The 15,549-nt window shown below is 53.9% G+C and carries 12 protein-coding genes; 9 read left to right on the forward strand and 3 right to left on the reverse strand.

Going from position 1 to position 15,549, the window contains the following annotated elements; translation table 11 throughout:
* Positions 1 to 220: 220 nt before the first annotated feature.
* The gene (locus AACY82_RS04680) at positions 221 to 2,206 is read left to right on the forward strand and encodes a hypothetical protein (protein WP_339615622.1); all 1,986 of its coding nucleotides are present in this window, start codon (positions 221 to 223) and stop codon (positions 2,204 to 2,206) included.
* Positions 2,207 to 2,250: 44 nt separating this feature from the next.
* On the opposite strand, the gene AACY82_RS04685 is transcribed toward AACY82_RS04680, so the two are convergent.
* Positions 2,251 to 3,276: a sulfite exporter TauE/SafE family protein gene (locus AACY82_RS04685; protein WP_339615623.1), complete on the reverse strand. Its 1,026-nt coding sequence runs from the start codon at positions 3,274 to 3,276 to the stop codon at positions 2,251 to 2,253.
* 324 nt (positions 3,277 to 3,600) lie between these two features.
* On the opposite strand from AACY82_RS04685, the gene doeB2 reads away from it, so the two are divergent.
* The 8 genes from doeB2 to AACY82_RS04725 all read left to right on the forward strand — a co-directional run bounded on the left by doeB2 (position 3,601) and on the right by AACY82_RS04725 (position 13,733).
* A complete protein-coding gene (gene doeB2, locus AACY82_RS04690) occupies positions 3,601 to 4,767 on the forward strand; it encodes a N(2)-acetyl-L-2,4-diaminobutanoate deacetylase DoeB2 (RefSeq protein WP_339615624.1) in 1,167 nt (388 codons plus the stop codon).
* A gap of 63 nt (positions 4,768 to 4,830) precedes the next feature.
* Positions 4,831 to 6,105, forward strand: a complete 1,275-nt coding sequence (locus AACY82_RS04695) for an aspartate aminotransferase family protein (RefSeq protein ID WP_339615625.1) — start codon at positions 4,831 to 4,833, stop codon at positions 6,103 to 6,105.
* Entirely contained in the window at positions 6,102 to 7,397 is a 1,296-nt protein-coding gene (gene doeA, locus AACY82_RS04700; RefSeq protein ID WP_339615626.1) for an ectoine hydrolase, read from the forward strand. Before AACY82_RS04695 ends, doeA begins: the two co-directional genes overlap by 4 nt.
* 7 nt (positions 7,398 to 7,404) lie before the next feature.
* Positions 7,405 to 8,766: an aldehyde dehydrogenase family protein gene (locus AACY82_RS04705; RefSeq protein WP_339615627.1), complete on the forward strand. Its 1,362-nt coding sequence runs from the start codon at positions 7,405 to 7,407 to the stop codon at positions 8,764 to 8,766.
* Positions 8,767 to 8,868: 102 nt separating this feature from the next.
* Positions 8,869 to 10,311 carry a diguanylate cyclase gene (locus AACY82_RS04710; protein WP_339615628.1) on the forward strand — a complete coding sequence of 481 codons (1,443 nt, stop codon included), beginning with the start codon at positions 8,869 to 8,871 and terminating at the stop codon, positions 10,309 to 10,311.
* A 136-nt stretch (positions 10,312 to 10,447) separates the two neighbouring features.
* Positions 10,448 to 11,914, forward strand: a complete 1,467-nt coding sequence (locus AACY82_RS04715) for a beta-mannanase man5E (RefSeq protein ID WP_339616060.1) — start codon at positions 10,448 to 10,450, stop codon at positions 11,912 to 11,914.
* Between the two features lie 194 nt (positions 11,915 to 12,108).
* The gene (locus AACY82_RS04720) at positions 12,109 to 12,456 is read left to right on the forward strand and encodes a hypothetical protein (protein WP_339615629.1); all 348 of its coding nucleotides are present in this window, start codon (positions 12,109 to 12,111) and stop codon (positions 12,454 to 12,456) included.
* Between the two features lie 80 nt (positions 12,457 to 12,536).
* The gene (locus AACY82_RS04725) at positions 12,537 to 13,733 is read left to right on the forward strand and encodes a class I SAM-dependent rRNA methyltransferase (protein WP_339615630.1); all 1,197 of its coding nucleotides are present in this window, start codon (positions 12,537 to 12,539) and stop codon (positions 13,731 to 13,733) included.
* On the opposite strand, the gene AACY82_RS04730 is transcribed toward AACY82_RS04725, so the two are convergent.
* Together AACY82_RS04730 and AACY82_RS04735 are read right to left on the reverse strand one after the other, a co-directional pair.
* A complete protein-coding gene (locus AACY82_RS04730; protein WP_339615631.1) occupies positions 13,717 to 14,799 on the reverse strand; it encodes an imelysin family protein in 1,083 nt (360 codons plus the stop codon). The two genes, AACY82_RS04725 and AACY82_RS04730, sit on opposite strands and share 17 nt — an antisense overlap.
* Entirely contained in the window at positions 14,796 to 15,458 is a 663-nt protein-coding gene (locus tag AACY82_RS04735; RefSeq protein WP_339615632.1) for an HAD family hydrolase, read from the reverse strand. Before AACY82_RS04735 ends, AACY82_RS04730 begins: the two co-directional genes overlap by 4 nt.
* Positions 15,459 to 15,549 lie beyond the last annotated feature (91 nt).

Below are 15,549 nucleotides of genomic sequence, written 5' to 3' on the forward strand. Positions count from 1 at the left end.
GTTATGGCTGCGCAGTTTTGATTCCCGTCTGGACGTTACTGTCGTGCGATTTAACTGCGACAGCCAAATGTAAACTTGCCAAAAAATTCTCCCTTTTTTTTAAGACGGGGCCATCGATTTAGTGTTTTTGTTTTCAAGTTATTGAATCTAAAGTGAATTCCGGTCTGGCATGGTCTCTGCTTATGCCCTTAGCATATTACAAAAAACAGGAGAAATCGGCATGAGCACTAAAACGGTATCAGGTCTTGGGGTATTAAAATTAACGGCGCTAACGGCGGCCTTGGCTATGGCTGGTTGCGGCGGAGGTGGTGGTGACAATTCAGGTTCGGTTGCCAGTAGCTCATCGTCAATATCTAGTTCGGTGACGAGCAGCTCTAGCAGCTCAGAGCCTGCCGGCAATAGCGCGCCTGTGGTTGAGGCCGGCGATACTGTGACGGTGAATGCGGGTGAGGTAGTGCAGTTGTCCGCGACGGCAAGCGACTCTGATGGCGAGGTGCAGAGCGTCGTATGGCGTCAGATATCGGGTCCCCGAGTACCTTTGGATCTCGTAAACGGTGAGCAGGGCGCAATTACCTTTAGGGCGCCTAGTACGGGCAGCTCGGCTACGGCCGATATGGTGCTAGAGGTGACCGCAAAGGATGATGGTGGCGCGTCGGTTAGTGATACCACGACAGTAACGGTCAATCGCGTAAATCGGGCCCCTGTGGTTGATCTTGGCGGTTTGCGCGCCTTGAGTAATGTGCAAGTCGTGAATTTAAATGCAACGGCTTACGATACCGATGGCGAGATCGAAAGCTATTTGTGGGAGCAAGTCGCCGGTCAGTCGGTGACTGTTGATGGCAGTACCAATAAGTCGGCAAGTTTTTCTGTGCCTGCCTTTGAGGATGAAGCGCGCTTTGAGTTTATGTTGACCGCGACCGACAATGATGGTGCAGAAAATTCAGATCGTGTCACGATTGTATTAACCAGCGAAGACGCCCCGGTCGTCGATGTGGCATTTCCGCCAAGTCACTCTTTTACGAGCCAAAACAGCCTTTCGGCTTTTGGCTCGGTTGAGGTGCTAGCCGGTTCTGAAATCACCGAGGTGGTGGTGGACGCGGGTGTGGCGCCAGTAACCGCGACGCTTAATGCCGACGGGACCTGGCGGGCCGATGATGTGTTATTACCTGATGGCGTCAATGAGGTAAAAATGACGGTGACCGCGTTAGATTCAAGTGGTCGGGCAGGTTACGCTGAATCTGAGGTTGTGTTAAACCAAGATTATAATGTTGGCTATGGTGCGAGCTGGGTGCAATCCAAGGCGCTGGTGCTTCAGCCGGATGGCGAGTCGGTCTGGGTTATTACTGATGGTGAGTTAGACTCTGATTTAAATTTGTTAGAGATTGACCTACACACTGGTCGTCGAAGTGCAGTGGAAACTGACCTTGGGGCCCCCTTGTTTAGTGACACGACTGATAGCTATGAAGATTTTGTCTATGACGAAGCCAGTGGGCAATTTTACTTATCTTCAATCACCTACCCCGAGGGCGACGAGTCTGACCCGGTTGGTAAGATTTTTCAGGTTGATGCAATAACCGGGATGCGAACAGAGTTAGAACTTTCTGGTTTAGGTGAGACTCAGCAGCTTGTGACTCCCACCGGTTTGGAGCTGGTTGCACCTGATGAATTGTATGTTGCAGATCAAATGTCGGGTCGGTTATTTCAGGTAAATATTGAATCCTCTGCGGCCAAAATAGTCTTTGAAAATGAGCCTGAGAGCTCGGATTATAATCAGCCTGGCCAGCTAGCCTATGATCAAAACGCGAATAGAATGTTGACGACAGTGGGCGGTTCTGGCTTCGTCAGTTTATTTGGGGTTACCTTGACAGACCCGGCTCAGTTAGAACTAGTGTCTGATGGGCCTGGTGTCGATTTTGGGCCTATTCCGCTGGGTATTGCTGGGGGGCTCTCTGTAAACCATGATGAAAATATTGCGTATATGATTTCAAATTTAGAGAATGGCATCGTTCAAGTTGTTCTGAACGATGGCTCGCGAGAGGTGCTGGCTGAGGGGGCCTTTTCTAGCGCGGCTGACTCACGTGATGTGGTATTTAATCCTGAGTCTGGTGTTATCTACGTTGTCGAAGGCGAAGATTACCGACAACAATTAATCGCGGTAGATGCTGTGAGTGGCGACGCTGTGGTAATCAGTAAAAGCAGCCTTTAAGTTGTATCTTGCCCCGCTTGCCTTTAAGTAGGCGGGGCTTTTGGTTAAGAATCTTTTGTTGTGGTGTTGGGGGATGTGTCGTTCACCAACACTGCGCCCCAAGCCCGCAGTTTTTCAAAGCCGAGCAAACAAATCGCTACAGCGGCGACTGCGCCGAGAACACCCAGCCCGCCAAGTGCTTGATACTCCGAAAAGCAAGTCCAGATAAACTGTCCAACGCACAAGGCGGCAACGACTAGCAGTGTAGGCTTTCGGCCAATCAGTCCAACGATAAAGACTCCCAGAGGGGCTCCCAGTGCCACTACTGGAGCGGCAGCAAGCCAGTTTTCGTACACGCCCTCTTGCCAGCTTCCCAGTGCACTTTTTATTACCACTCCGTAAATAGAGTTCATGGCCATAATGACCACCGAGGTTGGGATGGCGATCTTTAAATCGGCGCGGCACAACAGCACTAGTGCGGCGTAAATGACCATATCGATACCGACGCCGGTAACGGCCACGGCCAGCGCACTGGATAATATGCCCAGCATTAAGCCTAAGCGAATATCCCAGCGCTCGTTAAAGTCGGTCATGCCGCTGTGACCGGCAATTTCATCGATGCGGTATAGGTGCAATAGGCCAAAGCTGCCCCAGAGAACGGCAAAGATAATTTTGATCCAAAGGTCGGCGACAAGCGGGGCAATAAAAACAATGCCGATCGGTGTGCCGATTAAGGCGCCGAGCATTGCGCCTTTTAATATTGGCCAGGCGAGCGGTTGGCGGCGAGCGAAAATAAAGATGCTGGCACTGACCATGCCGATGGACTGTACGGCAAAGCTGAAGTCGCGCCCCAAGCTTGCGGGTAGATCAAATAGTAGCACCAGCACCGGAAACCCTACGGTACCGCCACCCATGGGGGTAGAGCCTGCCGCGTAGCTACCTATGGCCATCGCCAGCGCAATGGGCCAATGATCTTTGGCAGCCGCCCAAGCACCCTCCGCTTGAATCAAAAACAGCCACACACCATAAAAAATGACTAGCCAGAGCAACCATACCCATAAGTGGGGGCGTGGTTTAGGTTGGATTGACATAGCTTGCTTAGTGCTCCAGGTAGGTTCAAGAGGACGGTCTACAGTGGGCGCTATGATACGTTATCTTTAGGGCTTAGGCATCTGGGGGTATTGATAGGCCGCTTGTCATATTTACACATTGCCTGGCGAGTAATGTAGGTTGTACTGTGATTGGCGGCATGAGGCGGCCAGTGGCGTGCGTGTGTGATTGGAACAACCCTTGCCTAGCAACTAGTATGAGAGAAAGCGTGAGGTTATGGCTCGCCTGCGCGTTTTAACGGTGCACTTATTCGTGCGCTCTTATTGCTCGGTTGCCTGAAATCGGGCCGATCTGAAAGGAGAGGTATGTCGACCTATTGGCACCAGACTCTGGCATTTGCACAGCAATTACGCCATGAGTTACACGCTCAGCCCGAACTTGGCTGGCAAGAGCACAACACGGCACAGCGCATTCGTGCCGAGCTCGATCGTCTCGACATCCGCTGGCGTGCTTGCGCGGGCACCGGAACAGTAGCTTGGCTAAACTCCGGGGCTAAGGGCGCAGGCGTGCGCTCAGTGGCGTTGCGGGGAGATATCGACGCCTTGCCGATTCACGAGCAGTCGGCGGTCGAGTGGCAATCCCAAGTGCCCGGTTGCATGCACGCGTGCGGACACGATGGTCATACTGCGGCACTTATGGCCACTGCCGCGTGGCTCAAGCACGTTGAAGCGCAACTGCCCGGTCCGGTTACCTTGCTGTTCCAGCCCGCCGAAGAGGGCGGCCACGGCGCCCGAAAAATGATTGACGATGGCGCGTTGGATGGCGTCGACTGTATTTACGGCTGGCACAACTGGCCAGCCATCGGGTTTGGCAAGCTGGTGTGCCCAGACGGGATCGTTATGTGTGGCAACGGCACCTTCCAAATTACGGTGCACGGCAAAGGTGGGCACGCCAGTCAGCCAGAGCTTTGCCGCGACCCGGTGTTGGCGGCCAGTGCTATTACTTTAGCTTTACAACAAGTGGTGAGCCGCCGTTTGGCGCCGCAGCAAACCTGTGTGGTCAGCGTCACCTCGATTGACGCGCGCGCGGCCGCGACAGTGATTCCCGAGCAAGCCGTGATTGGTGGCAGTATCCGTGTATCCGATACTGCGGCTCGCGATGCAGTCAATCAGCTGATTACTGACATTGCACAACAAACGGCAGCGAGTTATGGGGTTGAGTGCGAGGTAGAGATTATGCCGCGCTATAACCCAACCATTAACCACCCAGAGCCAGCGGCTGCGGTACGCGACAGCTGGCGGGCGCTGTATGGTGATGATGCGCTCGATACCCCCACCCGCCTTCCCATTATGGCCTCCGAAGACTTTAGTTATTACCTGCAAGAAGTCCCGGGCGCTTTTGCGTTAATCGGCGCCGATGACGGAATTGGCCACGCCGATCCCTGTCACAGTTCACACTACGATTTTAATGACCGCTTGCTTGAACCTGTGGTGCGGTTATACGCCCAACTTGTGGGCGCGCCGCTACCGTAAATTTTATTTTGATCGTTGGCACCAGCCGACGTGTTGTGCCAAGGCACTTTTAAGGAGACGAGTATGAGCATATTTGAACAGCGCGAATCCGAAATAAGAGGCTATTGCCGCGTTTACCCCGTTGTGTTTGACACAGCGAGTAATGCGCGACAGACGGATGACCAAGGCAATGAATACATCGATTTTTTTGCCGGTGCTGGGGTACTAAATTTTGGCCACAACAACGAGCGTATGAAAAAAGCAGTCATTGATTACATTAACGCCGACGGAGTGACGCACAGTCTGGACATGCACAGCACTGCCAAGCGCCGTTTTATGGAGCGTTTTACCAAAACGATTTTAGAGCCGCGCGGTATGCCCCATAAAATGCAATTTATGGGGCCCACCGGCACTAACTCGGTTGAGGCCGCGCTTAAAATTGCACGCCGTGCCACCGGGCGCACCGACATTGTCGCCTTTACCCACGGCTTTCACGGGATGACGTTGGGGGCACTTGCCTGTACTGCAAACCAAGCTTTTCGCGGCGCTGCCGGTGTCCCGCTGAACCATGTGTCGCATTACCCATTTGGTGCTGACAAACACACCGCCGACAACCCGCTAAGCAACGGCAAAGATGTGATCGATGAACTGCGCGCGTTGTACCGCGATGGTTCAAGCGGTATTTTGCCCCCGGCGGCTTTTATGGTCGAGACCATTCAGGCCGAGGGCGGCGTTAATGTTGCCGATAAAAAATGGCTGCAAGATCTGCAAGCGCTCGCTAAAGAGGTAGGCTCGCTCTTTATTATCGATGACATTCAGGCCGGTTGTGGACGCACCGGCAGCTATTTTAGTTTTGATACCTTAGACCTAGATCCAGATGTGGTGTGCCTTGCCAAAGGCCTTGGTGGGTGGGGTACGCCTATGGCGATGAACTTAGTCAAACCCGAGGTGGATAAACACTGGAAGCCCGGTGAGCACACCGGTACCTTCCGCGGCCAGGGCCTGAGTTTTGTGGCAGGCGCCGAAGCGCTCAGTTACTTTGAAGACGACAGTTTTATGCAAACGGTTCTTGCCAAAGGCAAAGTCATGCATGAAGCTATCGCACCGCTTGAGAGCACCTTTGACGATGTGCAAATACGCGGTACCGGGATGATTTATGGCGTAGACGTCGGTAACGGTGAACGTGCCAAAGCGATTGTTGCCGCGTGCTTTGCCGATGGTTTACTCGTGTCTGCCTGCGGCTCTGGTGGGCGCGTCGTTAAATTAATTCCACCGCTTACCATCCCCGACGCTGATTTACAGCAAGGTTTGGAAACGTTAGTGACCCACACTAAAAAGGTGATGGAGGTGGCAGCATGAGACAACGGGATGATATGACGTTTCCGTTTGAGGAGTACGAGCGTCGCTTGAGCGAGCTGCGCACACGTATTCAGCAGCGGCATTTAGACGCGGTGGTGATAACCGATCCTGAAAATATTATGTACCTTACGGATTATCAAACGACTGGGTATTCATTTTTTCAGGCGTTGGTGGTGCCGCTAGAAGATGAGCCTTTTATGATTACCCGGGCGATGGAAGAGTCCAATATTATCGCCCGTACTTGGGTCGAACGCACGCGACCCTACCCAGATACGGGGGACGCCATTCAAATGCTGGTGGATGCACTGCGCTCGTTTGGTTTGGCGAATAAACGTATCGGCTACGAGCGCAATAGCTATTTCTTTCCGGCGTACCAGCAAGATTTTGTCCACACTACCTTAACCGACGGTAAGTTATTGGACTGCTTTGGTATTGTCGAGCAAGGGCGCATTTGTAAGTCGCCCGTCGAGATTGATTTAATGCGACGTGCGGCAACGGCCACAGAAGCTGGCATGCAAGCGGGCATTGCCGCCTGTGAAGCGGGCGCTACCGAGAACGAAATCGGCGCGGCTATTAGCTCCGGGATGTTTCGCGCCGGTGGCGAGCCGCCCGCCGTTATGCCCTACGTTACCTCCGGCCCGCGTTCGATGATCGGGCACGCCACGTGGGAGGGACGCGTTGTGCAACCTGGCGAGCATGTGTTTTTAGAGGTTGGTGGCTGTTATCGCCGTTATCACACCGCCATGATGCGTACCGTGGTGATGGGCAACTTGTCCGATTCTATGTACAAAGCGCAAGAGAAAATGAAACAGGCTCTGGCCGCCGTGCATGAAAATTTTCAACCGGGAATGACCGTGTCGGATGCGGATAATTTAGTGCGCAATATTATTTCTGATAATGACGTCGGTGCACGCCTGGTGACTCGTTCGGGTTACTCCATCGGTATTGCGTTTCCTCCCAGTTGGGATGAGGGCTATATCGTCAGTTTAAAACAGGGCGAGTCGACCATACTGCAAGAGGGTATGACATTTCATATTATCCCTTGGATGTGGGGCGTCGATGGTGACAAAACCTGCGGTACCTCCGATACCATTTATATTACCTCTGAGGGCTGTGAGTCCTTCTTTAGCATGGACCAAAATTTTTCTGTTAAGCCCGAGCATGGCGCGGGGTCGGTAGCGCAGCTTTCCAGCTCGCGAAAAAGTAAAAGTGCATCAAGAAATGAGAAAGACAAAAGCGCTGATAAACCGCACAGCGCAGCCCCCGATGATGCTCAACACGACAGCCAGTGAGGACTTTATGTTAACTGCTACGAACCCTTATTCCGGTAAAAAAATTGCCGATTACCCCGCACTTGATCAAGCGGCAATGAGCGAGCGAATCGGCGACGCGAGTGCCGCGTTCAGCTCCTGGAAAGCCAAAAGTTTTGCCGAGCGTGCCGAGGTGTTGCGCGCTGTTGCCAAAAAGCTTCGCGAGCAAAAGCCAGCCATTGCCAAGCTGATGGCCGATGAAATGGGTAAGCCGATTAAAGAGGGCGGCCCCGAGGTCGAAAAGGCCGCCGTGTGTGCGGAGTTTTATGCCGACAACGCCGAAGGTTTTTTGGCGGCCGAGACGCTGGCATCCGATGCGAGCGTAAGCTACGTGCGTTATCAGCCGTTGGGAGCATTGCTGGGGATTTTGCCTTGGAACGCACCATTGTGGTTGGCGTTTCGTTATTTGGCCCCGGCGCTAATGGCCGGTAACACCTGTGTGATGAAGCACGACCCTAATGTGCCGGCTAGCGCGCAAGCCATCGCCGATGCGTTTGCCGCTGCCGGTGCGCCGGCCAACATCATGGTTAATTTGCCCATCGAAACCTCGCTGGCAGAGGCGGCTATTCGCGATCCGCGCATCATGGCGGTCTCCTTTACCGGCTCTGCCGGCGCCGGTGCCAAGGTGGCGGCGGTGGCCGGCAGCGAGATTAAGCCGGCGGTGTTAGAGTTGGGCGGCTCCGACCCTTGTATCGTTATGGCGGATGCCGACTTAGAAAAGGCCGCGAATATTGCGGTGCTGTCGCGTATTATCAACGCAGGTCAGTCGTGCATTGCGGCCAAGCGCATCTTGGTTGAGCAAAGCATCTACCCCGAGTTTTTGGAGATGCTGCGCACCCGGTTGGCGGCATTAACGTTAGGTGATCCGGCCCTCGATACGACCGATGTTGGGCCTATCGCCCGCGATGATTTACGACAAAACCTGCACCGCCAGGTGAGTGAAACTATTAATGCCGGGGCCCGTTGTTTGCTGGGTGGCGAGCTGCCCGCCGGTGACGGTTATTTTTATCCGGTAACCTTGTTGGCGGATGTCACCTCTGATATGTGTGCGTTTCGTGAAGAAACCTTTGGGCCAGTCATGGCCGTGGCTCCGGTGGCCGACTTAGAGCAGGCGGTCAGTATAGCCAACGATACCGAGTTTGGTTTAGGTGCCGCCTTGTGGATGGCCGATAGCAAGGCAGCACAGGAGGTTGCCGGGCGCATAAACGCCGGCCAGGTGGCGATTAACGGTATCGTTAAAACCGATCCGCGCTTGCCCAGCGGCGGTATCAAGCGCTCGGGCTATGGCCGCGAGCTCGGTCCGCACGGCATTAAAGAGTTTGTAAACGCTAAGCAGGTCTGGGTGGGTTAGAGCGGATTGCATAGGGGCCAACTCTGGCCCCTATAGTGTCGACCGGTTGTGGTATCATGTGTTGTTTTTAACGCCACGGTCGCCCCTGACTCGGATCTTTAAATGGTACAGCGCAAATTATTTTTTGTATCAGCACTTTGCTTGCTGCTGGTGTCGGGTTTTTTGGCCACTAGTTTAGTCAGTTATTTTGTCGCCAAAGACTCGGTTGCCACGCAGCTCCAAGAGCAAATGTTACCGCTGACCAGCGACAATATTTACTCTGAAATCCAGCGCGACTTGCTCCAGCCGTTACTTATTTCGTCGTTGATGGCTCACGATACCTTCGTGACTCGCTGGGTTACCGAGGGTGAGCGCGACCCGCAAAAAATCGCCGAGTATCTCGGCCGCATTCAAAGTAAGTACGACACCATCACCGCGTTTTTTGTCTCGGAGCAAACGCGCAATTACTACCATCCTAGCGGTGTTCTTAAACAGGTCGATGCGACTAACCCCGATGACGATTGGTACTTTCGTGCTCGCAGATTATCGGAAGACTACGAGATTAACGTCGATCACGATACTGCGGACCGCACCCGCCTAAGTATTTTTGTTAATTACCGCGTGCTCGACGATCAGGGCAATCTGGTGGGGGTTACCGGAGTTGGCTTGTCGGTAGCGTCGGTGATGGCACTGATAGAAGACTACCAAGAGCGCTATGGGCGCAAAATTTATTTTGTCGATCGCGAGGGGCAGGTCACTCTGCACGGCAGCGGTTTTAATGACGCCATGCGCTTAAAGAACAAAGCGGGGCTCGACCGTTTGTTTGTGCGTGTTTTGACAAGCCCCAGTGCATCGGTCGCGTATAACGCCAAAGATGGCAATAAAATTTACCTTAATAGCCGCTTGGTGCCTGAGTTTGATTGGTACTTAATTGTCGAGCAGGTCAACGACCCGGCCGCCCAGCGCATTGAGCGAGCGCTGATTATTAACGTGCTGGTATCGCTGGCGATTACCGTTATTGTGTTGCTGATAGCTTATTTTACGCTGCGCGGATATCAGCGCAGGCTTGAGCAAATGGCTACCCAAGACAAGCTCACCGGCGCCGCCAGTCGCCAAGTGTTTGATATTGTTTTTAGTCGCGCGGTTAAAGGCGCGCGGCGACGTCACACCTCGGTAGCATTGGCGAGTATGGATCTGGATCACTTTAAAAATATCAATGATACCTATGGTCACCAATGTGGTGACGAGGTGATTCGTACGGTTTCTTCGATTGCCTCATCCTGCGTCCGCGATACGGATACGTTGTGCCGCTGGGGTGGCGAAGAGTTTTTATTACTACTAGAAGATTGCGATCTAAAGCGTGCCACCGAGGTGGCCGAGTCGATTCGCGCGGTGGTGGAAGCCCACGAGTTTCGGTTTGGACGCGACTTGGTCCGGGTAACCGTTAGCTTGGGGGTGACGGTGCAGCGGCCCGATGAGTCGCTTAATGCCTTGGTGGACCGGGTTGATCGTGCGCTCTATAGCGCCAAGCGGGACGGACGTAACCGGGTCGGTGTGCAGGCTTAGCCAAGGGTGGGTTTTCGCAAACGCCTAATATACGTAAAGATGGGCGTGTAACGGGTTACATTGAGGTTTTTAGCTGCTAAGCTTGCCTCAACCATAACCTTAAGGAGTCGCTATGACGTTGCTTCGCTGTGCTTTTATGCGCTTTACGTTACCTGTCTTACTGGGCCTGACAGCTCTGCCTGTGTATGCCTTTGATGAGTTTATTAGCCGCGATGGTCATAGATTGCTGGAGGGGGGCAAAGAGTTTCGTTTTGCCGGCATTCACGCCCCAGAGCTGCATCGTATTGAAGATGACGCCCGTGGCGCTTGCGCGGCGGACCCTCGAGGCTGGGGGCAGTATTTTCGCTGGCCCACCGCCGATGAACAAGAGAACTGGATAAAAGCGCTGGTCAAAAGTGGCCATCGCGCTATGCGTGTTTACGTTTTATCGGTGGCAACTCCGTCGGATGCCGAATGCGGCCGCGAGACCCATATATTGCCCCCTGTGCAAGCCGATGAGATGCCGCGCTTGAATGAGGCGGCGATGGTGCACTACGATCGTATGATCGCCCTGGCCGATCAGTACGGATTGCGTTTGATTTTACCCTTTATCGATCACTGGAAGTGGTGGGGCGGGCGCGAGCAACTGGCCGCTTTTTACGATGAATCGGCCGATGATTTTTACGATACCGAAAGTAAAACTTACGCCGCCTACCAAGATATTATTCGTCAGGTTATTAATCGCACCAATACCATCACTGGCCGCGTTTATAAAAATGAAAAAGCCATTATGGCGTGGGAGACAGGAAATGAGTTAAGAGACTCTACCGAGCCTTTCGTGCGTAAAACTGCCGCGCTTATTAAAGAGCTGGACAGTAACCACTTGGTGATTGATGGCACTTATTTAAAAGTCAATAAGTTCGCGCTGGATGACCCCAACGTGGATATTATCTCTAATCACTTTTACACCACCAACAACAATAATAACCCCGAACAAGTACTGGCGGACTTGCAGGCGATTGACGGCAAAAAAGTCTATTTGATCGGTGAGTTTGGTCTGCGCGATGCCGAAGGCTTGAATGATATTATGCAAACGGCGGTGCACTCTGATTATAACGGCGCAAGAGCGGCCGGTGTTTTTATTTGGGGGTTTCGCGGGCATCGTCATAACGGTGGTTTTTATTGGCATAAAGAGTACACCGGGCACTACAGTTACCATATTCCGGGCTTCCCCGAAGGCGATGCTAACGAAGAGCGTAAGGTGGTGAACTTAGTGCGTACCGCGCAGGCGCAAATGGTGGGCCTAGATGCGCCTGCGCCTTTGCCAAAACCAGAGCCGCCCAAGCTGCGCGCCATTGCCGATCCGCGTGAGCGCATCGACTTTTTAGGCGCGCCACTGGGGCGCACTTATCGCATTGAGCGAGCCACCGATGCGTCTGGCCCGTGGCAGGTGATCGGAGACAACATCTCTGACGGCTTGCAAGAGTATCGCCCGTATGAGCAAGCGCTGTTTCGCGATACCGACGACTTAGTGCCAGGGCAAATGTATTACTATCGAGTCGTTGCCCGCAACGAGAGCGGTGAATCCGACCCCTCTAATGTGGCGCAAGTAGTCTTACCTTAGCGCTTCCTAAAGCGCTTGTTGCACTGCAAAAAATGGCTTAGGGTAGTGGCTGATATGCACACTTTAAGTCATTTATGCCAACGATTATTGCAATAATGTCAGCGCTTGCCGCTCCTGTTAAACGTTATCGGTTTGCGCTGACGTGGCTGCTTTTTAGTGCTTGCTCGCTCGCTGCGCTGGGGGGGTGCTCCTCTGTGCCCTCCTATGGTGAGGTTCCGCAATCGCTCACGATTCATATCTTAGCTAACAGCAGTAAGCAGTTTACCTATCGTTTGGGGCAGGCCGCCGAAATGTCGCCAAGGGCGTTGGTGCAGTCGCCGCGCTATGTTCCCGATCGCCGTGATTACGAGAAACTACAGCGCCGCACCGCTTACGTGGTAGCGGCGACGGGGTATTGCCGCACGGGATACATGGAGCTGGATTTTCGCCTAAATATGCAGCAGCAGTGGCTGCGGGGTGAGTGTAAAGAAAGTGCCAGTGAGGCTGATATTAAACATTTTGCCAATCAGTCCCGCGTGTCACTAGACAGTCTCGCTGAGTAGGTTTTTGGCTCGCCCCTACTACGAATCTAAATCCAAGGTATACTGGCGCGGTTTCTAGCCCCAGATCCTGGAGATCGCCGATGAACCTGCCGAGCCTTTACCTTAAACCACAAACTGACCGACGCCTGCGTCGTGGCCATTTGTGGGTCTATAGCAACGAGGTGGATGTTAAGCGCAGTCCGCTAAAGGTGTTTAGTCCCGGGCAGCAGGTGCGGCTTCTTAATAATCGAGATGAGCTGTTGGGGGTGGCCCTGATCAACCCCGCCAGCTTAATTTGTGCTCGGCTGATTAGCCGAGATGAAACGCTACTCGATGCCCAGTTGCTGCAGTCGCGCTTTGCCCGCGCACTTTCTTTGCGCGAGCAGGCTTTTAGTCAGCCCTATTACCGTTTGATTTTTGGCGACAGTGATTTGCTGCCAGGTTTGGTGGTGGATCGCTTTGGCGATTATCTCGTCGTGCAAATTGCCTCGGCCGGAATGGAAGCCGTGCGGGATATAGTGGTTGAGCAGCTAGTGGCGCTATTGCAGCCTGTGGGTGTTTTGTTGGCCAACGATCACAGCGCACGCGAGCTGGAAGGGCTGACCCGCTACACCGAAGTGGTTTATGGCACAGTGCCAGATGAGGTTGAGCTGATCGAAAACGAAACGCGGTTTGTGGCACCGGTGGCATCGGGGCAAAAAACCGGTTGGTTTTTCGATCACCGGGTTGGCCGGGCGCAGTTGCGCCAGTGGGTTAAAGGTAAGCGCGTTCTGGATGTGTTCTCTTATATTGGCGGCTGGGGTATTCAAGCGGCGACCGCCGGTGCCGAGCGGGTAGTGTGTGTCGATGCATCGGCCCGTGCGATTGCCTGTGTTATCGCCAATGCCGAGCTAAACGGCGTGCAAGATTGCGTTAGCGGGCGACAGGGCAAGGCAATTGAAGTGATGAAAGCGCTGCTGGCCGAGGGCGCAAAATTTGACGTGGTGGTGCTCGATCCGCCGGCGTTTATTAAGCGTCGTAAAGATCAAAAAGCGGGCGAGGCGGCCTATCGGCACATTAATGAGCTGGGATTAAAGTTATTGGCTGATGGCGGTTTGCTGGTGTCGGCCTCTTGTTCTATGCATTTGGCCACCGAGACTTTGACCGATATTGTGCGTGCCAGCGCGCAAAAAGCCGGGCGCGATGCGCGTTTGATTCACTTTAGCGGGCAGGGGCCGGACCATCCGGTGCACTCGGCGATTGCCGAGACTAACTATTTAAAAGCGGTGTTTGCCCGGGTCTTTAATCGCGATCATTAAGCGCGCGAGCTAATGTTGCAATCGCGTCTTGGGTCGCGGCATCATTGCGCGGCTCGGCGCTTAGGGCGACATTGAAAGCCGCCACACCTTCGTCCCAGCGTGAGCGCTGCTGGCGCGCCAGCGTCGGCAGTAGCGCATCTTTTGCATTAAGCACACCCTGTAGGCCGCGGTAGCGCCATCGAATATCACAGCCCTTGGGCGCAAAATTGCAGTGATGTATTTGGCGCTGATGGTTTAGGGTGTCTATCTCGGCCGCCAGTAGTGTGTGCCATAACTGCAGCCGCGCAGGCGGTGTCAGGGCAAAATAGGGTGCGGCGATAGCCGATTGCCGGTCGTTCCACTGGCGGGCCAGTTGCGCACTGTCATCGCACAGTAATTTGCCGCTTAAGGCGAGGTAGTCCCGCCGCCGGTTTTGCGGCTGGTTGACGCTGGCAAGCTCGGGCGTGCTTTTCGTCTGGCGGGCAAAATCGCTCGCGCTGCGTTGCCCGGTTTCGCCAAATAGAATGAACTCTAGCGGGTGCAGGCCCAGGCTTGCCTCGTTGTCGGCGGTGAGTCCGTGCTGCTGACGCAGTGTGGTGTGATTAATCTCAAGGCTAATGTCATTAATCAGGCCGCTATTGGGGTAACCTTCGACGCTGTCGAGGTACCCGGCGGCAATGGGTTGGCGGTCGATTTTACCGAGCGCTTGTGCCAGCGGAGTAAACAAGCCCGGGTTGCGAGTGGCCAGCGACATTGCCATCGTCAGTTGACGCAGTTCGCCGTGCAATTGGCGCCACTGCTGCTGAGTGTTTTGTAATTGGGATTCGGTGGGGTTTTCTAGTAGCTGTAAAACGCTGGACTCCAGTCGCTGACAGTGCTCGGCAAAGTCTTGCAAGCGGGCGCCAGTGTTGTCCCATAGCTCGATGCTTTTACTCGCAATAGCATCGCTATCTAGCTTACTCTCCGCCAATGCAGGCGAGTCGGAGGCCGGGGAAAGCGCCGTTGAATGGGCGCCACTGGTCTCTGTTGTGCGGTCGCAACTACACAGAAAGGCGGTCAGGGCGATCAATATTACATGGCGGGTCATGGCTGCTCGTGTAGATCCAGTATGGGCCAGTTGCGCTCGCGGGCAACCGCTGCGAGGCGTGCGTCGGGATTGACGGCGACCGGATGGGGGACTTGCTCCAGCAGAGGCAAATCGTTAATGGAGTCGCTGTAAAAATAGCTGCCGTCCAGATCTTGGTTGTGCTTATCAAGCCACAGCTTTAAATTGGTGACTTTGCCGGCGCCAAAGCACGGGGTGCCTAAATAGCCGCCGGTGTAGCGGCCGTTTTTCAGCTCGGGGTCGGTGGCCAGAATCTCATCCACTTCGAGGTGCGCGGCGATAGGGCGGGTAATAAACCCGTTGGTGGCGGTGATAATCAGTAGGTAGTCGCCGCGCTCGCGATGCTCAGTCAGTAGCTGTTTGGCTTTGGGCAGCATAATAGGCTCGATGTATTCGCGCATAAAGTCTTTATGCAGTTGCGCTAAGTCACTCGGGCTATACTGAGTGAGCGGCTGAAGGGCAAAGCGCAAATAGGCGTCGATATCGAGACTGGCGCTTTGGTAGTCTTGATAAAATTGATCATTTTGGCGGCGATACGCCTGTTCGTCGACGAGCTTGCGCGCCAGTAAGAATTCGCCCCAAGAATGGTCGCTGTCGCCGTTAATTAGCGTGTTATCCAAATCAAAAATGGCCAGTGCCACGGAGTTTCCTTAAATGTAGAGTGCCAAACGCGCTAGCATAGCGCCCGATGGCGCACCTCTCAAGCTTGGACGCGATGGGTTTGGTATTCGC

This window comes from uncultured Gilvimarinus sp., assembly GCF_963972205.1.
Lineage (GTDB): Bacteria > Pseudomonadota > Gammaproteobacteria > Pseudomonadales > Cellvibrionaceae > Gilvimarinus > Gilvimarinus japonicus.